Annotated in this window: 14 protein-coding genes and 2 tRNA genes; 8 read left to right on the forward strand and 8 right to left on the reverse strand. The window is 58.5% G+C overall.

The window, feature by feature from the left end:
* The first annotated feature begins 4 nt into the window (after positions 1-4).
* Positions 5-1,474 (forward strand): carboxypeptidase M32, encoded by a 1,470-nt coding sequence (locus ACR0DH_RS03205; protein ID WP_480547114.1) that lies wholly within the window; start codon positions 5-7, stop codon positions 1,472-1,474.
* 88 nt (positions 1,475-1,562) lie between these two features.
* Complete coding sequence (locus ACR0DH_RS03210) at positions 1,563-2,819, forward strand: DsbA family protein (RefSeq protein ID WP_480547116.1); 1,257 nt, start codon at positions 1,563-1,565, stop codon at positions 2,817-2,819.
* Here ACR0DH_RS03210 and trhA read toward each other — a convergent pair.
* Both trhA and gyrA read right to left on the reverse strand, forming a co-directional pair.
* Entirely contained in the window at positions 2,816-3,478 is a 663-nt protein-coding gene (trhA, locus tag ACR0DH_RS03215; RefSeq protein WP_480542795.1) for a PAQR family membrane homeostasis protein TrhA, read from the reverse strand. The two genes, ACR0DH_RS03210 and trhA, sit on opposite strands and share 4 nt — an antisense overlap.
* A gap of 131 nt (positions 3,479-3,609) precedes the next feature.
* Positions 3,610-6,336, reverse strand: a complete 2,727-nt coding sequence (gene gyrA, locus ACR0DH_RS03220) for a DNA gyrase subunit A (RefSeq protein ID WP_480542797.1) — start codon at positions 6,334-6,336, stop codon at positions 3,610-3,612.
* A 192-nt stretch (positions 6,337-6,528) separates the two neighbouring features.
* On the opposite strand from gyrA, the gene ACR0DH_RS03225 reads away from it, so the two are divergent.
* Positions 6,529-6,798 carry an usg protein gene (locus tag ACR0DH_RS03225; protein ID WP_480542799.1) on the forward strand — a complete coding sequence of 90 codons (270 nt, stop codon included), beginning with the start codon at positions 6,529-6,531 and terminating at the stop codon, positions 6,796-6,798.
* Here ACR0DH_RS03225 and ACR0DH_RS03230 read toward each other — a convergent pair.
* Positions 6,795-7,748: a radical SAM protein gene (locus tag ACR0DH_RS03230; protein WP_480547118.1), complete on the reverse strand. Its 954-nt coding sequence runs from the start codon at positions 7,746-7,748 to the stop codon at positions 6,795-6,797. The two genes, ACR0DH_RS03225 and ACR0DH_RS03230, sit on opposite strands and share 4 nt — an antisense overlap.
* A 175-nt stretch (positions 7,749-7,923) precedes the next feature.
* Between ACR0DH_RS03230 and zwf the strand changes: the two genes are divergently transcribed.
* From zwf to ACR0DH_RS03250, 4 genes are all read left to right on the forward strand, one after another.
* Complete coding sequence (zwf, locus tag ACR0DH_RS03235) at positions 7,924-9,378, forward strand: glucose-6-phosphate dehydrogenase (protein ID WP_480547120.1); 1,455 nt, start codon at positions 7,924-7,926, stop codon at positions 9,376-9,378.
* Positions 9,375-10,046 carry a 6-phosphogluconolactonase gene (pgl, locus tag ACR0DH_RS03240; protein ID WP_480542805.1) on the forward strand — a complete coding sequence of 224 codons (672 nt, stop codon included), beginning with the start codon at positions 9,375-9,377 and terminating at the stop codon, positions 10,044-10,046. Before zwf ends, pgl begins: the two co-directional genes overlap by 4 nt.
* Positions 10,047-10,051: 5 nt before the next feature.
* Complete coding sequence (gene pgi / locus ACR0DH_RS03245) at positions 10,052-11,659, forward strand: glucose-6-phosphate isomerase (protein WP_480547122.1); 1,608 nt, start codon at positions 10,052-10,054, stop codon at positions 11,657-11,659.
* A 177-nt stretch (positions 11,660-11,836) separates the two neighbouring features.
* Entirely contained in the window at positions 11,837-13,456 is a 1,620-nt protein-coding gene (locus tag ACR0DH_RS03250; protein ID WP_480547124.1) for a long-chain-fatty-acid--CoA ligase, read from the forward strand.
* Positions 13,457-13,477: 21 nt separating this feature from the next.
* On the opposite strand, the gene ACR0DH_RS03255 is transcribed toward ACR0DH_RS03250, so the two are convergent.
* The 3 genes from ACR0DH_RS03255 to ACR0DH_RS03265 form a co-directional block, all read right to left on the reverse strand.
* Positions 13,478-13,552, reverse strand: a tRNA-Asn gene (locus tag ACR0DH_RS03255).
* Positions 13,553-13,682: 130 nt separating this feature from the next.
* A tRNA-Asn gene (locus tag ACR0DH_RS03260) sits at positions 13,683-13,757 on the reverse strand.
* Between the two features lie 77 nt (positions 13,758-13,834).
* Positions 13,835-14,749 carry an MBL fold metallo-hydrolase gene (locus tag ACR0DH_RS03265; RefSeq protein WP_480547126.1) on the reverse strand — a complete coding sequence of 305 codons (915 nt, stop codon included), beginning with the start codon at positions 14,747-14,749 and terminating at the stop codon, positions 13,835-13,837.
* Positions 14,750-14,793: 44 nt separating this feature from the next.
* Between ACR0DH_RS03265 and ACR0DH_RS03270 the strand changes: the two genes are divergently transcribed.
* A complete protein-coding gene (locus tag ACR0DH_RS03270; protein WP_480547128.1) occupies positions 14,794-16,113 on the forward strand; it encodes an ATP-binding protein in 1,320 nt (439 codons plus the stop codon).
* A 57-nt stretch (positions 16,114-16,170) separates the two neighbouring features.
* Here the strand turns inward: ACR0DH_RS03270 and ACR0DH_RS03275 are convergent, their stop codons facing one another.
* Both ACR0DH_RS03275 and ACR0DH_RS03280 read right to left on the reverse strand, forming a co-directional pair.
* On the reverse strand, positions 16,171-17,583 hold the full coding sequence (locus ACR0DH_RS03275; protein WP_480547130.1) for a 3'-5' exonuclease: 1,413 nt from the start codon (positions 17,581-17,583) through the stop codon (positions 16,171-16,173).
* 2 nt (positions 17,584-17,585) lie between these two features.
* Positions 17,586-18,104, reverse strand: a complete 519-nt coding sequence (locus ACR0DH_RS03280; RefSeq protein WP_480547132.1) for a hypothetical protein — start codon at positions 18,102-18,104, stop codon at positions 17,586-17,588.
* Positions 18,105-18,135: the final 31 nt, after the last annotated feature.

Consider the following 18,135-nt stretch of genomic DNA (forward strand, 5'->3'; position numbering starts at 1 on the left):
TACCATGACCGCATTCAATGACCTGATGGCCTTTCAGCGTGAAACTTCGGCCTTAGCTCAGATCGCAGGGCGATTGGGTTGGGATCAGGAGACGATGATGCCACGTGGCGCTGCCGCGCAACGGGCCGAGGAGATGGCCGCTATCGAGGCTGTACTGCATGCGCGCCGGTCTGATCCACGCGTGGCGGATTGGCTGGATCAGGCCGCCCCTCAGGATGAGGCAGGCAAGGCCCAGCTGCGCGAGATCCGTCGGGCTTATGAGCGTGCAGTCAAAGTACCGGCCGATCTGGCCACCGCAATTGCCCGCGTGACGTCAGGGGCACAGGGGAAATGGGCGCAGGCACGGGCAGACGAAGATGTCTCGGCCTTTCTTCCGGTGCTGGAAGAGGTCGTCGCGCTGAAGCGACAAGAAGGCGAGGCGCTGGCGCAGGGCGGTGATGTATATGACGCCATGGTCGAGGATTATGAGCCCTACACAACCGGCGCTCAGATCGCTGCGATCTTTGATGAAATGCGCCCACGCCTGGTGGCGCTGCGAGCGGCTGTTCTCGAGCGCCGACAGCCCGCCGAGCTGACCGGCCACTTCGACGCGCGCGCCCAGATGCAACTGTCTGAAAAGCTGGCCGTCGCCTTCGGGTATGACCTGAACAATGGCCGCGTGGACAAGGCCGTGCATCCGTTCAGCTCGGGCAGCGGGCTGGATGTGCGGATCACCACCCGCACCAGCGAAACCGACCCGTTCAACTGCTTCTATTCGACCATTCATGAGGTCGGCCATGCCGCCTATGAACAAGGGATTGATCGCGACTATCTGCTGACACCGTTGGGTCAGGGCGTGTCGATGGGCGTGCACGAAAGTCAAAGCCGAATCTACGAAAACCAGCTGGGCCGGTCGAGGGCCTTCACCGGTTGGCTATTCGAGCAGATGAAAGATGCGTTTGGTGATTTTGGCATTGCCGATGCAGACGCGTTCTATGCCACCGTCAACCGCGTCCATAACGGCTATATCCGCACCGAGGCGGATGAGGTGCAGTACAACCTGCACATCATGCTGCGCTTTGACCTGGAACGCGCGCTGATGGCGGGTGATCTGCAGGTCAGCGATCTTGAGGCTGCATGGAATGACCGGTTCAAGGCTGATTTCGGCTATGCGGTCGACAAGCCTTCGAACGGGTGTTTGCAGGATGTGCATTGGTCAGTGGGTTTGTTTGGTTATTTCCCGACCTATTCGTTGGGCAATGTCTATGCTGGGTGCCTCTATCAAGCCCTGCAGATGGCGGTGCCGGAACTGGAGGCCCAGCTGGCCGAAGGTGACACATCGCAGGCAACCGGATGGCTGCGCGAAACGGTTCAGCGCCACGGCGGTCTCTATGCGCCGCGCGAGATCATTCGGCAGGCCAGCGGGATTGAACCGGGTCCGGGTCCGTTGTTGGACTATCTGGAGCAGAAATTCGGGGCGCTCTACGGTCTTTGACAGGTTGTCGTCACGTTGTCGTGCGGCAACGTGGCGTTTGAAGTCTGGATCGGTAGAGTAGGCGGCACCATACCCGACGGAGAGCCGCTTGCCCCTGAAAACAAATCTGAAATCCTATCTGGCAGCGGCCATCACAAGTGATCAATTGCTGAATGCCCGCAGGCGGGTGCATGATCTACGCCGCCGCCTGCGTGGCGCGGGTCATGTGGTGCACTACTTCCATGATACCGCTGATCCTTATGGTGCGCTGACCGCGCAAATCTTGCCCGCATTTCAGGCAAAGTATGGGGTTATGTTGTGTCCGCACCTCATCTCGGGCCCACCATCCGAGGCTGTGCCCGAACCCGATGCCTATCAGAAAAACGCTATGGTTGACGCGACCCGATTGGCGTTGAAACATGGGTTGAACGCGCCTGTGAAGCCCTCCATCGAAAGGATACAGAAGGCCAATCGTCTGTTCGCAGCCGTGATTGACACCCAGGATTGGGCTGATCGATTGAGCGATGTTTCAGCTGCCCTCTGGACCGGTCACGCGCTTCCGGACCAACCGGGCGTGGACCCGACCCACGCGATGGCTGCGGGGGATCGAGCCTTGGCGTCAAAGGGGCATTATCTGGGCGGCACATTCTTCTATTGCGGCGAATGGTATTGGGGGATCGACCGTCTGCATTATCTGGAACAACGGTTGCAGCAGGCAGGTTTGGGCGGGGACCCCCTGATCGTTCCGGTTTCTGGTCCAACGGATCAGCCTCTTGCAGGTGAAGCACAAGAGCTGGATTTCTTTTTCTCGTTCCGCAGTCCCTATTCCTATCTGGCCTTCGATCGAGTCGTTAATCTTGGTAAGCGGCACAACGCCCGGCTGATACTTAAGCCGGTGCTGCCAATGCTTATGCGTGGATTGCCGGTTCCCAAGGCCAAATCGCGTTACATTCTAAGGGATTGCACGCGCGAGGCACGGCGCCTGGGTATCCCGTTTGGCCGAATTTGTGATCCGTTGGGGGCTGGGGTCGAACGCGGCTATGCGCTGTTCGACTATGCCGAAGATCAAGGCAAATTGGCACCATATTGCGCGGCCTTCATGCGGTCCGTCTGGTCGCAAGGCGTGGATGCCGCGACCGATAGAGGCATGGAGTGGATCGTGACCAGCGCAGGTCTGGAATGGAGCGTCGCGCGGCCCTTGCTAAACACGCAGGAATGGCGCGGTCGGGTGGAGGCAAATCAGCACCGCCTGCAAGAGGTTGGCCTGTGGGGCGTTCCCAGCTTTTGCGTCGATGGGCAAAGCCTGTGGGGGCAGGATCGTTTTTGGGCGGTCGAGGATCTGCTTATGGCACACCGCAGGCGCTAGACGGTAGGCATCAACGCAATCCGCGCGGCAACGGCGGCAAAGAACAAAACGCTGCCCACCAGAACAAACACATGCCAGATCGTGTTGTGATAGGCCATCCAGTCGGACAGGTAGAACGCCACGCCTGCGGTATACACTAGCCCTCCGGCGATCATTAGTATCAAAACGGTGGGCGCAAGCTCTGCCAACATGGATTGTCCGGCCCAAACAGCGGCCCATCCCATCATCAGATACAGCGCCAGGCCGAACCAGCGAAATCGGTTTGGGTCGAGCATCTTGAGAGCCGACCCCAATGTGGCAGAAGACCACAAGCCCAGCAAAAGCCCGGTTGCCTGTGTGCCAGATAGCAATAGGAACGGCGTATAGGTGCCTGCAATTTTTACATAAATCCCCGAATGATCAAGGCGGCGCAGAAGCTCTGTCCAATCATCGCTTTCAATCATGTTGTACAAGGCGGACAAGCTGAGCATCAGGACAAGCGTTACGCCATAGATCGAAACGCCAACAACCGCCGCCGGATCATACCGATAAAGCACGGTCATGGTGATCAACAGCGGCACGCCGATGGCTGCGGCGCATATGCCCAGAACATGAACCACCCCGTCACTCAAGCGCTCGGCTCGGCTATAGGCGGGGCGGATATGTGCGAAGGACCACATGTTAAAAAGTTAAGCAGCAGCAGGGTTTCGGGCAAGTTAACGGGCCGTTTCGATACCAATAACGTGATCCGAAACGATAAAACGCCCGCATTGCGGACGTTTTGTTTCAGTTTTGTTGTGGAATGTGAGGGCTATTCTTCGGCCTCTTCATCCCCCTGATCGGCGATCCAGGCAACGGAAACAACTTCTTCACCCTTGCCGGTGTTGAACACCCGCACACCACCTGCGCTGCGGGAGCGGAACGATATTCCATCAACCGGCACCCGGATTGATTGGCCCTTCGAAGTGGCCAGCATGATCTGATCGTCGATCTCAACTGGGAAGGAGGCGACAAGTTCACCGCCTCGCATCGCCTTGTCCATCGCGGCGACACCCATACCGCCACGTCCACGTACCGGGTAGTCGTGGCTGGAGCTCAGCTTGCCCGCGCCGCCAGTAGTAATGGTCAGGATCAGGTTTTCAGCGGCCGACATCTCGGCATAACGTTCCTGGGGCAGAACGCTGTCGGCGTTGCCTTCGTCTTCATCGCTTTCGGTCTCATCAGTCACACCGGCCATCAGGCGTCGCATCTTGAGATACGCGGCGCGTTCGTCCGACGTGGCCTCGAAGTGACGGATCACCGACATCGAAACAACCCGGTCGCCATTGGATAGCCTAATGCCGCGCACACCGGTCGATTTACGGCCCTTGAAGACGCGCACATCGGTGGTTTGGAACCGGATCGCACGGCCCGAATTGGTGACCAGCATGACGTCATCATCTTCGGAGCAGATGCGCGCATTCACCAGTTCGACATCTTCGGGCAGATCCATGGCGATCTTGCCGTTGCGTTTGACATTGGTGAAATCGCTCAGCGCGTTGCGGCGCACGTCACCGGCGCTGGTGGCGAAGACGATCTGAAGGTTTTCCCATTCCTCATCCGGGACATCCACCGGCATGATCGCCGCAATGGACACCCCGGTTGGGATCGGCAGAATGTTGACGATCGCCTTGCCTTTGCCGGTCCGGCTGGATTGCGGCAAGCGCCAGGTCTTGAGCTTGTAGACCATCCCGTCGGTGGTGAAGAACAACAGCTGTGTATGGGTGTTGGCCACGAAGAGGTTGGTGACTACATCCTCTTCCTTGGTCTGCATCCCCGACAGACCCTTGCCACCACGCTTCTGCGCGCGGAAATCGGCCAGTGGTGTGCGCTTGATGTAGCCGCCGGAAGTGACGGTCACCACCATGTCTTCGCGCTCGATCAGGTCTTCGTCTTCCATGTCGCCGGACCAGTCGACAATCTCGGTGCGGCGCGGCACGGCGAACTGTTCGCGAACGCTGCGCAGCTCGTCGCCGATGATCGACATGATCCGTTCGCGCGAGGACAGAATATCCAGGTATTCCTTGATCTTGGCAGCTAGTTCTTCCAGCTCGTCCGTGACTTCTTTGACGCCAAGCTGGGTCAGGCGCTGCAGGCGCAACTCGAGGATCGCGCGGGCCTGAACTTCGGTTAGGTTATAGGTGCCATCGTCGTTCATCTTGGACAGCGGATCGTCGATCAGGCGCAGATAGCCTTCGATCTCGGATGCGGGCCAACGGCGGGTCATCAGTTTCTCGCGCGCCTCGGCGGCGTCTGCCGAGGACCGGATGGTGGCGACAACCTCGTCCACATTCGACACGGCCACGGCCAGACCACACAGGATATGGCTGCGCTCTCGTGCCTTGCGCAGGTCATAAGCTGTCCGGCGGGCGACAACATCCTCGCGGAAGTCGATGAACGAGGTCAGGAAGCGCCGCAGGGTCAACTGCTCGGGCCGACCGCCATTCAAGGCTAGCATGTTGCAGCCGAACGACGTCTGCATTGGCGAGAAGCGATATAGCTGGTTCAGCACCACTTCGGGCGTCGCGTCACGCTTCAGTTCAACGACCACGCGCACGCCATTGCGGTCGGATTCGTCCTGCACATGAGCGACACCTTCGATGCGCTTTTCGCGCACCGCTTCGGCGATCTTTTCGATCATCGAGGCTTTGTTCACCTGATAGGGGATCTCATCCACGATGATGGCGTAACGATCCTTACGGATTTCTTCCGTGCGCGTCTTGGCGCGGATGATCACGCTGCCGCGACCCTCAAGATACGCCTTGCGCGCGCCGGACCGGCCCAACATCACGCCGCCGGTCGGGAAATCGGGGCCCGGAACGTATTCGATCAGCTGTTCGGATGTCAGATCGGGATCGTCGATCAGCGCCAATGTGGCGTCGACCACTTCGCCCAAGTTGTGCGGTGGGATGTTGGTGGCCATACCCACGGCAATGCCGCCAGCACCATTTACCAGCATATTCGGGAAACGCGCGGGCAGGACCGTTGGTTCCCGGTCCTTGCCGTCATAGTTGTCCTGAAAATCGACCGTCTCTTTTTCGATATCAGCCAGCAGGGACGCGGCGGGCTTGTCCATCCGCACTTCGGTATAACGCATGGCCGCCGGGTTGTCGCCGTCCATCGAGCCAAAGTTTCCCTGACCGTCCAATAACGGCAGTGACATCGAGAAATCCTGCGCCATCCGCACCAGAGCGTCATAGATCGCGCTATCGCCGTGCGGGTGGTATTTACCCATCACGTCGCCCACAGGACGGGCCGACTTGCGGTACGCCTTGTCATGCGTGTTGCCGGTCTCGTGCATCGCATACAGGATGCGCCGATGCACGGGTTTCAGCCCGTCGCGCAGATCGGGGATCGCGCGGGAAACGATGACCGACATGGCATAGTCCAGATAGGATGTGCGCATCTCGGATTCGATGGAGACCGTCGGGCCGTCATAGACAGGGCGCTCGGGCGGGGTTTCGTCCATGTTTTCAGGGATTTCTGGCGTATCGCTCACGTAGGCTGCCCGTGTCTTGTTTTTGATCTATATCTTGTGGATGTACCTTATCAGACCTAGCATATAAGGTGCAAGCAGCCCGCGATGCCGCAGTAGAAATAGGCCGGTAACATCCGAGTAACATATTGTTATCTAATAATTAGGCAGTTTCGGGGTAGCCTCAAGAGACCTTGCACGAAACCGGAGGTCTGAATGGAGCAAAGCGAAACCGAGCTAATGCTGAAAGGATATGGGCTGACGACGGCAGAGTTTTTCTACCATATGCCTGACTATGTCCATGTGCTGAACACCTTTATCTGGCAGGAATACGATCTGGCCCCCGATCACCCCAAACTGTTTGAATTCATTGACTTCTGGCAGCGCGAGATTGAGGGGCCGCTACACTCGGTCAAGTTTACCCACCGAAAGATGATCGCGCCCGGTGAATGGCGCAACATGGTCGGCGAATTTCGAGTGAACTAGCCTGAACAGCTGGCCCCGCCCAAAACGCAGAACTTTGCGCAGTGAGGGTGGTTCAAATGCACATCCGCCTCGGCCTCGGCCAAAGTTTCGCCCAGCTCGAACTCAGGCGAATAGGGCAGCAGGGTGCAGGCCAGAACGGACGGACGCGCGGCGCCTTTGCGTTTCACCACCATGCGCGCGCTGGCACACATGACCGCGTCGGGGGATTTGTTCAGAATGCCCCAGCATGCGGTGGTAATTTCCGGAACCTCAACCGTTTCGTCCATTTCCGGGAAGAGAACGGTCTGCGCTGGGTTGTTTGCGTCGATGTCAAACCCGTGCGCGTCAAAAAACGCGGCATAGCCTGCACGGCTGTCTGCATCGTTGTCGCCCCACACCGTGCGCCCGGCGACAGCCATGTTAAACCCATGATCCCGCAGCCATTCCATCCCGGTCAGGGTTTTGGCAAAGCTGCCCTTGCCGCGTTCCTCGTCATGCAGTTCGGGGCGAAAATGATCGACCGAAACCCGCAAGGTCAGCTTGTCAGCATAGTCGCGCCGCAGCTCCAGCAGGCCCTCGCGCATCTTACGGCGCATCATCGGCAGCATCGCATTGGTCAGGATCAGCACTTCATAGCCGCGGTCCAGCGCAGCGCGGGTGATCTCGATCATCTCAGGGTTCATGAAGGGCTCGCCGCCGGTGAACGCGATCTCTTTGATGGGCCAGTTGCGCTGTTTAATCTGATCCAGATAGTCGCGGACCTCGGCTGTGGTGATATAGACCAGAGCGTCATTGGTGGGGCTGCTTTCGATATAGCAGTTCACGCATTCGATATTGCACAGGGTACCGGTATTGAACCACAGGGTCTGCGGGTTTGTCAGAGCAACCGAGGCACGGGTCTGTCCGTCTGCCGTCACCAATTTGTCTTGAAACTTGCCGATATTGGCAAGCTGAGGGGCGTTGTCTTTCATTCCCACATCCGGTTCTTTGAAGTCGTTTGACTGATTTATCTGTTTGTTGTCGCTATGGTAAGGGTCTGATGGCGTTCTGACAGAGTTTTGATGAATGAGAGTTTTCCTGCCAAAAGGTTCGAAAATGATTGCGCTAACATTGGACATGTCGATGGGGGCAGGATAAGGACAAGCCATGGTTTCTCGTGTCATACCTGTTGACCCATTTGATCTGGTCATTTTCGGCGGCACCGGCGATTTGGCGCAGCGCAAGATTTTGCCAGCCTTGTTTCGCCGGTTTTGTGCAGGCCAATGGCCGGAAGATACACAGATCATTGGTGCGGCGCGATCCGACCTGACAGCCGATGCGTTCCGACAGATTGTGGCGGACTCGCTACGGCGTGGCGCGCCTGGGTGCGCCGAGAATACCGAGGCGCTGGATCGCTTCCTTCACCGGATTGATTATGTCGTGCTGGACGCAATGTCGGGGGATGGGTGGTCAGACTTGGCTGCACGGCTGACCAAGGATCGTATTCGGGCTTTCTATTTCTCGGTTGGTCCGCGCCTTTTTGGACCATTGGCCGATCAGATCAGATCTCATGGCATGGTTTCAGACCAGACGCGGATCGTCGTCGAGAAACCGTTTGGCCATGATCTCGAAAGTGCGCGCGGTCTGAATTCAACCCTGGCGGCACATTTTGACGAGGGTCAAATCTACCGGATCGATCACTATCTGGGTAAAGAAACAGTCCAGAACCTGATGGCCGTGCGCTTTGGCAATATGCTGTTCGAGCCTCTGTGGAACAGCCAGTATGTCGATCACATCCAGATCACCGTTGCCGAAACGGTCGGTGTGGATGGGCGCGAGGATTATTACGAACGCGCAGGTGCGATGCGGGATATGGTGCAGAATCACCTGATGCAGTTGCTCTGCCTGATCGCCATGGAACCGCCAGCCAAGTTCGACCCCGATGCGGTGCGCGATGAAAAGCTGAAGGTCATTCGCGCGCTTGATCCGGTCGAACCGCATCACATCGTGCGGGGCCAATTTGCAACGGGCGAGGGAGAGCCGGGCTATCGTGAGGTGGTGGACAATCCCCGTTCGACCACTGAAAGCTATGTGGCTTTGAAAGCGCATGTCAGCAATTGGCGGTGGGCTGGCACTCCGTTTTATCTGCGCACGGGCAAACGGCTGGTCGCGCGATCCTCGGTCATCAATGTGCAGTTCAAGGACGCGCCGCATTCGATCTTTGGTGAGGCTGCGGGACGGCACGCAAATGCCTTGTCTATCCGGTTGCAGCCGAACGAAGGCATCACGCTGAAGGTAACGATCAAGGAACCGGGGCCGGGCGGTATGCGCCTGATCGACGTGCCGCTGGATATGAGCTTTGCCGATGCGCTGGGACCTGAAAACCAGGACCCACCTGACGCCTATGAACGCCTGGTGATGGATGTGATCCGGGGCAACCAGACCCTGTTCATGCGCGGAGATGAGGTCGAGGCTGCATGGGCCTGGACCGATCCGATCATTGCCGGCTGGCAGGCGCGCGGTGATGTGCCCAAACCCTATGACAGCGGCAGCACAGGCCCCGGCGACGCCGAGCTGCTGATGAAACGTGACGGTCGCCGCTGGCAAGGAATAAAGCCATGAACATTCAGGATTATGCCGATCGGGACATGCTGGCCATCGATGTTGCCAATATGCTGGCCGGAGAGCTTGAGGCAGCGTTGTTGCACAATGAAACCATCGCGCTGGCGGTTCCGGGTGGGACGACTCCGGGCCCGGTGTTCGACGTTCTTTGCGCGGCTGATCTGGAATGGGAACGTGTGCGTGTCATGCCCACCGATGAACGCTGCGTTCCTGCCGACAGCGAGCGTTCAAATGAACGCCTGATCCGACAGCGGTTGCTAACCAATCGTGCATCAGGAGCAACATACGTGCCGCTCTATGTCCCGGGAGCTGATCCCGAGGATGCGTTGCCAGAAATTGAATCTCTGATCGCACCGGTTCTGCCACTGTCGGTTCTGGTTTTGGGCATGGGAGAAGACATGCACACGGCATCGCTGTTTCCGGGGATGGAGGGGTTGCAGGCGGCCCTCGACAGTCATGCTCCTACGCTCGCCGTGGCCCGCACGCAGGTTCAGCCTGAGCCGCGTATTACACTGACGGGGCCGGCTCTGGACGGGGCCTTGTCCAAACACCTGATCATTTTTGGGGCAGCCAAGCGTGACGCATTGGAGCGTGCTATGGCGCTTCCACCGGAAGAGGCGCCAATCGCTGCCGTGCTGAGTGGTATGACGGTACATTGGGCGGAGTGAGTGTGATGGACCTGAACAATCTCAAAGCGCTGACCGCTGCGCAGACCGACCGCATCGTGGATTTGTTTGCGGCTGACGTGGACAGGGCACAAAACTTCTCGGCCTCTACGGGCGATATGGTCTTTGATTATTCGAAGACCCGGATCGACGCTGATATGCGCGACGGCCTGATCCGTCTGTGCGACGAGGCTAACCTGGCCGATCGGCGTGCTGCCATGTTTGCGGGTGAGAAGATCAACGAAACCGAGGGGCGCGCTGTTCTTCACACGGCGTTGCGCAATCTGGATGGCGATGCTGTGCAGGTCGATGGGCAGGACGTCATGCCTGATGTGCTGGCAACCTTGCAGCGCATGCGTGTCTTTGCCGAAGAAATTCGCGGAGGGGCTATAGCGGGGGTAGGCGGCAGCTTCACGGATGTGGTGAATATCGGTATCGGTGGGTCCGATCTGGGGCCTGTGATGGCGACCTATGCGCTGTCACCCTATCATGACGGGCCGCGGGTCCACTATGTCTCGAATGTCGATGGGGCACATATCGCGGACACGCTGAAGCAGCTTGATCCTACGCGGACCTTGATCATCGTAGCGTCCAAAACCTTTACGACCATCGAGACCATGACCAACGCTCGCACCGCGCGGGCATGGATGAGTGATGGCGGCGGCGACCCTGCAAAACAATTCGCAGCCGTGTCCAGTGCTTTGGACAAGACGCAAGAATTTGGCATCCCGGCGGACCGTGTCTTTGGTTTCGCCGATTGGGTCGGTGGGCGCTATTCGGTCTGGGGGCCGGTGGGTCTGCCGGTGATGATCGCGGTGGGCTCGAACGCGTTTGACGCGTTCTTGCGCGGTGGGCAGGCGATGGACTTGCATTTCCAATCGGCTGATTGGGCCGAGAACATGCCTGTCATGCTGGCCCTTGTCGGCATTTGGCATCGTCAGGTACTGGACTATGCCAGCCGCGCCGTTCTGCCCTATGATCAGCGCCTGCTGCGCCTTCCAGCCTATTTCCAACAGCTTGAGATGGAGTCGAACGGGAAATCCGTGGCGATGGATGGCGCGTCTCTGACCCTACCATCAGGCCCGGTTGTCTGGGGCGAGCCGGGCACCAATGGTCAGCACGCGTTCTACCAGCTGATCCATCAGGGCACGGATGTCATCCCCTGTGAGTTCATGGTGGCTGCAAAAGGGCACGAACCTGAACTGGCTCATCATCACCGCCTGCTGCTGGCCAATTGTCTGGCTCAGTCCGAGGCGCTGATGCTTGGCCGGTCGCTGGATGAGGCCCGCGCACGAATGGCCGAAAAGGGTTTTGAGGGGGATGAGCTGGATCGTCAGGCCCGCCATCGCGTGTTTGCGGGCAATCGGCCGTCGACCACTTTGATCTACCCGAAACTGACGCCTTTTGTGCTGGGGCAGATTATCGCGCTCTATGAACATCGTGTCTTTGTCGAAGGCGTCCTTCTGGGTATTAACTCTTTCGATCAATGGGGTGTTGAGCTGGGCAAAGAACTGGCAACCTCACTGGGTCCCATTGTGGATGGTGAGGAAAGCGCAGAAGGCAAGGATGGCTCGACTGCGGCGTTGGTTGCTTACGCGTTGAAACACCGAGATTAACGCAAAAACCAGTGGCTTGCCCTTAGGGCAGGCTGCATTCTGATATTGTCAGACAATTAAATGCTTGGCAGGGTTCCGTCTGAGGAGAATGGAATTGACCCGTGGGGCATTGCCCCTAGGTGTCGATGACACGGCATTGGTCGCACGGGGCCAAGCCGAGAAATGGGGAGGATGTCCATGCTGGGACAGATGATGACGCAGCCTTTGCTGATCTCGTCGCTTATCGAACACGCCGAACGCTATCACGGCCAGACCGAGATACACTCGGTCGAAACGGATGGAACGGTAACGCAGACCAGTTGGTCTGAGGTGGCCACCAATGCGCGTAAACTGGCCTCGGCGCTGGGCAAGCTGGGGCTAGAGCCGCAGGACCGCATCGGAACGCTGGCTTGGAACAACCGCCGCCATCTTGAAATTTACTATGGAACTTCGGGCGCTGGATATGTGTGTCACACGGTCAATCCGCGCCTGTTTCCCGAACAGCTGACCTATATCATCAACCACGCGCAAGACCGGGTTCTGTTCTTTGATGCCACCTTCATTCCATTGGTTGCTGCGCTAAAGCCATCGTTGACCGAGGTTCGTCATTTTGTCCTGATGGGGCCGCGCAATGACGAGGCGCTGGCCCAGATCGATGGGGTCGCCTTCTATGACGAACTGATCGAAACCGGCGATGCAGGCTATGCCTGGCCCAGCTTTGACGAAAACACAGCGTCCAGTCTTTGCTATACCTCGGGCACCACCGGCAACCCAAAGGGGGTTCTGTATTCGCACCGGTCGACTGTGCTGCATAGCTTTGGGTCGAACACGCGGGACGTGATCGGCTATTCCGCCATGGATGTGGTGATGCCGGTTGTGCCGATGTTCCATGTCAATGCTTGGGGTTCGCCTTATGCCTGCGCGATGTCGGGATCCAGAATGGTCCTGCCTGGGCCGGGCTTGGATGGCGCGTCTCTGGTCAAGCTGATCGACACCTATGGCGTGACATTGGCCATGGGAGTCCCCACGATCTGGCAGGGATTGCTGGCGCAGGCGGCTCAATCCGGTAGCGAATTGACCAGTCTGGAACGCACCGTGATTGGCGGCGCGGCCTGTCCGCCGTCGATGATCGAAACCTTCCGCGACACTTACGGTGTCGATACGGTTCACGCCTGGGGCATGAGCGAGATGAGCCCGCTGGGCACAGCCAATACTCCGATGGCCAAGCACCGCGATCTGCCGATCGACCAACAACATAAGCTGCGCGAAAGCCAGGGGCGACCGCCTTACGGGGTCGAGCTGAAAATCGTCGACGATGATGGCAAGGAATTGCCGCATGATGGTGTCACCCAGGGCGATCTTCTGGTTCGTGGCCCTTGGGTGTTGGACAGCTACTTCCTAATGCAGGATCAGACGCTGTTACAGGATGGCTGGTTTGCCACCGGAGATGTGGCGACACTGGACCCAGATGGTTACATGACGATCAGGGACAGGTCCAAGGACATCATAAAATCTGGCGGCGAATGGATCAGCTCGGTCGAGCTGGAAAACATCGCCGTGGCTCATCCCAAGCTCGCCACAGCTGCTGTTGTGGGTGTCCCGCATCCCAAATGGGATGAACGGCCTTTGCTGGTGGCGGTCAAGGCCGACGGGCAGGAGCCCAGTGAAGACGAGCTTTTAGCTTTCTTCGACGGCAAGATCGCCAAGTGGCAAATCCCGGACAAGGTTGTTTTTGTTGAGGCTTTGCCCCTGAATGCCACGGGTAAAGTGCTCAAACGGAACCTGCGTGCCGATTTCGAAACAGCCCTGACCGACTGATCCTGCGGATTTGAGGAAGAATGGCTCCGGCGGTAGGGATCGAACCTACGACCAATTGATTAACAGTCAACTGCTCTACCGCTGAGCTACGCCGGAACGGTTCGCGCCGTATAGCAACCTGATTTCGCGCCGTCCAGAGGGGACAGTCAGTTTTTCGACGAAAAAACGCGGCCCCGAAATGACGACGCCGTAGAGGGCGAATTAGCGGACTTCTCAGGGGGAAGAATGGCTCCGGCGGTAGGGATCGAACCTACGACCAATTGATTAACAGTCAACTGCTCTACCGCTGAGCTACGCCGGAACGGTTCGCGCCGTATAGCAACCTCGATTTTTGTCGTCCAGTGGGGAAGCGCTCGATTTGGGAAAAAACTTTTGCGCCTATGCGTGCCGTTGAAAGACGGCCTCGGTCGATAGCGCTCCCGCGTGCGTTACTTTGGATTTTCCAACCAGATCAACCAGATGGGCAAAGACATTCCGTTCTGCTGCGGACAGCAGCGCTTTGGGCGTTTCGGTGTAGATGCGCTGGGCCAATTGCCGGGCGGTACCGGGCTGATCTTCCAGCGCGGATAGGATTTGCGTCTCACGGCCCAGCCTGTGTTGAATCAGCCATATCAACCGTCCGGCAGGGTCGGTGATAGGTGCGCCGTGGCCGGCATGAAACACCGACCAATCGCGCTCTTGCAGCCTGTAACAAGCGGCCATGAAATCCGTCAAATCACCATCCGGAGGAGAAACCTGTGAGCTGGCCCAACCCATCACATGATCGGCGGTGAAGCAGGTCTGACCCCAGGCCAGCGCGATATGATTGCCCAGATGCCCTGGTGTATGGATCACCTCAAGTTGCCAATCGTCGCCTTCGATCAACTCACCATCCGCGATTTCAACATCCGGGCGAAACTCCAGATCAATCCCTTCACCGCCACCGACCAGACCGTTCTGCGCCAGTTCAGTCATCACGGTACTGCGCCCGGCCTCCGGTCCTCCAAACGCGTGGATCCGCGCGCCCGTTCGGGATGCCAATGGTGCAGCCAGCGGTGAATGATCCAAATGGCTGTGGGTCACGAAGATATGGCTGATCTTTTGACGGGGCTCTAGTGCGCCCAGAATCGCCTGCAGATGTGCCTCGGACGCAGGGCCCGGGTCGATCACTGCGACATCCCGTGTGCCCAGCAGATAGGTATTGGTCCCACGATAGGTCATGGGCGACGGGTTGGGGGCCAGAATGCGCCTTAGTCCGGGTTGCAATTCCATCGCAAGCCCAACGGGTGGGTCGAAATCATCTGGCGCCTGCATTCTGTCCTCTTCCTCTTGCCCGGGCAGCCCGCTAGGTTTAGCGCATGTCTTCGCAATGGCTCAAACCTTATCTGCCACGCAGCCTTTACGCCCGGGCGGCGTTGATTCTGGTTTTGCCGGTGATCGTCCTGCTGCTGGTCGTTGGAAATGCGTTTCTACAACGGCATCTCGAAGATGTAACAGCGCAAATGGTCCGCACCGCAGCGCGTGAGGTCAATCTGGTGACCAGCGCGATGGAGGGCGTTGAGACCCAGCAACAGGCGCTGGCTGCTGTGCGCCCCGATCTGGCCGCGCTGGAGATGAGCGTTCGGTTCCTGGATATCAACGAAGCGCCGGATATCGGCACCGGGCGCTGGTATGATTTCATCGCCCCGCAGATTGAGGCGGATTTGTATGCACTGCTGCCTGATCTTAAGGCGGTGGCTTTACCGAACGGACCGGACGCGCGGCTCTACATGGACACGCCATTGGGCACATTGGAACTTGTGTTCGACCGCAGGCGTCTTGCGCCCACGGCACCGCATCAGTTGATCGTGACAATGGTGTTTTTCGCCATCGTCATGACTTCGATATCGTTTCTTTATATGCGCAATCAGCTGCGTCCGATCACGCGGCTGTCCAAAGCCGCCGAGGCCTTTGGGCGGGGGCGGGTGGTCGACTACACGCCCGGCGGAGCGATTGAGGTGCGCGCAGCAGGCAATGCCTTTCTGGACATGCGCGCCCGGATCGAACGGCAGATCGAACAACGAACGATGATGCTGTCCGGTGTCAGTCACGACCTGCGAACGCCTTTGACCCGGCTTAAGCTGGGCCTGTCAATGCTGCCAGAGGATGAGGCGGCTCCCATGCAGCAGGACGTGACAGAGATGCAATCTCTGTTGGATGCCTTTCTGGATTTCTCGCGCGGCGCAGCCGAAGGCGCGCCGGAAGAGGCCGACGTCGAAATCCTGGTGCATCAGATCGTTGAAGATGCCAAACGGGCGGGCCACGCGGCCGCATTGGTCGAAGTGGACGGGCAGGGCAGCGTCATGCTGCGACCGATGGCCATAAGGCGAGCGGTTGAAAATCTGATCAGCAACGCGGTGCGGTATGGAAGCCGCGCCGACGTGAGCCTGTCGATCACCCCAAAATCTTTGCGTATCCGGGTTGAAGATGACGGGCCGGGCATTCCGCCGGATCGGCGTACCGAGGCGGTAAAGCCGTTCTCTCGCCTTGATCCGGCCCGAAACCAGAATCAAGGCAGCGGCGTCGGGCTGGGTTTGGCAATTGTCGCGGATGTGGCGCGGGCGCATGGTGGGGTTCTGCGGCTCGCCAAAAGCGAGCGATTGGGCGGCTTGTGCGCCGATATCATAATCGGACGGTAGGGCGTGCTAAAGAGGTACACCCGCCAAAGAACCGAGTGTTAGAGCGCTGCCTCGAACTCAGTTCAAATCTTCCAGCAACCGCCCATGTTTGCGGGTCTCTGCTATGACCGCTCCGAAGGTGGTCATACCGCGGGCCTCGAGCATCGGCAGCATCTTCACCAATGCATCCGCCGTGGCCACCGCATCCCCCAGTGCCGTATGGCGCAGAGCTTCGGGGATGGTGATGTCCAGCCTCTCACACAGGGCGTCCAGCGTGTGCGTCTCGCTGGCGCCAAACAGAACTGCGGACATCAGCACGGTATCCAGAATCGGGTGGTTCCATTCCACCTCCATTCGTTGCGCATGACGGCGCAGGAAAGCCATGTCAAACGGCGCGTTATGGGCGACGATCACGGCATCCTGTGCGAATTGATGGAACACCCGCCCCGCCTGACCAATATCTGGCGCGCCCTGAACCATGTGGTCGCTGACCTTGTGCACCTTGGTCGAAGCCGCAGGGATGGGAATGCCCGGATCGACCAGCATATCCAGTTGCTCGCCCGCAACGATACGGCCCTTGATGACGCGCACCGCGCCGATTTGAACGATCTCATCCTTATGGGGCAGCAGGCCAGTTGTTTCCGTATCGAACACCACAAAACACAGATCAGACAGGTTTCGGGTTTCAAACGCTTCCTCAGCCGCGCTTGTCAGCAGGTCGAAATCATAGACCAACGGGCGCGCCGAATCCGGGGCGATGCGGGCCGCGCTATCGTCGAAGATCAGCATATATCCGGGCGCGTCCCCCAAGGGTTTCATCCGCGCCTGATAACTTTGCTTGTCGTCGGCACTGTGCAAGGTGCAATCCACATCCAGCCCGGTTTTCATCAGGCGTTTATACGCGGCCTCCAACGAGTCTGGCTTGAGATACTCAAACAGAGAAGCATTCAGGCGCGGATGCGCAATCTGGGCCAGAACTTCAGCCGCCTGCGCATCATAAAGAACGATCTTGTGCGTCGGACTTGCCAGCAACATGGCCACCGGAATTTCGGTGAGCAAAGCGGTCAGGCGTTCTTTTTCCGTGGCCAAAGCAGCGGTTTCGGTCGCCACAGCCTCGGCTATATTCAACGTCTTATCCGACAATTGATCGGCAAGCCCCGCGGCTGCGGGGGCCAGATCGCCAAGGTAGCGCGCGGCCTGCATATCCATGTCCGTGCTAACGCCGGCATGGGCACGGGCGCGAAGCTGTGCCGAAATGCGCTCAATCGGTTTTGCGATATTGTCGTCAAACAGCAGCCAAATCCCTGCGACCAGTGCCAGCAGGCCAAACCCAATCAGAAGTCCAGAGAAAACGAATGCATCCAGAAGTTCCGGCTGGTCTGCGCGGGAATAGCTGAGCCCCAGAGCCAAAGCCGTCACCAAGAGCCCGCCTAACGCCAGCAAACAGAAGAACAGGAAAATCCTAAGTCGAAGACTGAGGCGGGTCAGCATGATTACACTCCGCAGGTGGCCTCAATGATTGGGTCACTGCTACCAGCTGTGAACCAATCGGCGTTTACCAGTTGTCCGTCAGCCCCGAACTCGGCCCCATCGGCCAGATTGGCGCGCCGGTTCTGAGCGCAGTCAACCGCAACAGGAACCATCGAACGCGGCGCCCAGCGGCCAAAGAAATACAGGTCGACCAGGCGTTGATCCGGCACTTGATCATTGGTCCGCAGCGAGACCGTGTCGATGGCGGCAAAGCGATCGACAAAGGGCACCGCATAGGTCCATGGGCGGTAGATTGCGCGGCTTTCAACCTCTTGAATCACCGTCAGACTGTCAGGCAGCGTGTCGCGGGTGCGGTCATACCACGAATACTCGCTGGCAATGGTCATCCCGATCATACCCAAACCTGCCGCAACCGGGGTTGCCCATCGGGGCAACAGGCCACCGGTTATCTTGTTCAGCACCATCACGACCCCGGCAAAGGCGAAGCCTGCGAATATTGTGCCGATCAATTCCAGAAACATCTGTTTCCTCCACTTTCGGGGCGCAGACGGC

This window comes from Ruegeria sp. I1 (genome assembly GCF_056532675.1).

Excerpts from the sequence above, each read along its gene's own strand:
- ACR0DH_RS03205 (WP_480547114.1), top strand. The coding sequence starts at position 5 with ATGACCGCATTCAATGACCTGATGGCCTTTCAGCGTGAAACTTCGGCC.
- trhA (WP_480542795.1), bottom strand. The coding sequence starts at position 3,478 with ATGTGGTCCTTCGCACATATCCGCCCCGCCTATAGCCGAGCCGAGCGC.
- ACR0DH_RS03225 (WP_480542799.1), top strand. The coding sequence starts at position 6,529 with ATGGAGCAAAGCGAAACCGAGCTAATGCTGAAAGGATATGGGCTGACG.
- ACR0DH_RS03230 (WP_480547118.1), bottom strand. The coding sequence starts at position 7,748 with ATGAAAGACAACGCCCCTCAGCTTGCCAATATCGGCAAGTTTCAAGAC.
- zwf (WP_480547120.1), top strand. The coding sequence starts at position 7,924 with ATGGTTTCTCGTGTCATACCTGTTGACCCATTTGATCTGGTCATTTTC.
- pgl (WP_480542805.1), top strand. The coding sequence starts at position 9,375 with ATGAACATTCAGGATTATGCCGATCGGGACATGCTGGCCATCGATGTT.
- pgi (WP_480547122.1), top strand. The coding sequence starts at position 10,052 with ATGGACCTGAACAATCTCAAAGCGCTGACCGCTGCGCAGACCGACCGC.
- ACR0DH_RS03250 (WP_480547124.1), top strand. The coding sequence starts at position 11,837 with ATGCTGGGACAGATGATGACGCAGCCTTTGCTGATCTCGTCGCTTATC.
- ACR0DH_RS03265 (WP_480547126.1), bottom strand. The coding sequence starts at position 14,749 with ATGCAGGCGCCAGATGATTTCGACCCACCCGTTGGGCTTGCGATGGAA.
- ACR0DH_RS03270 (WP_480547128.1), top strand. The coding sequence starts at position 14,794 with ATGTCTTCGCAATGGCTCAAACCTTATCTGCCACGCAGCCTTTACGCC.
- ACR0DH_RS03275 (WP_480547130.1), bottom strand. The coding sequence starts at position 17,583 with ATGCTGACCCGCCTCAGTCTTCGACTTAGGATTTTCCTGTTCTTCTGT.
- ACR0DH_RS03280 (WP_480547132.1), bottom strand. The coding sequence starts at position 18,104 with ATGTTTCTGGAATTGATCGGCACAATATTCGCAGGCTTCGCCTTTGCC.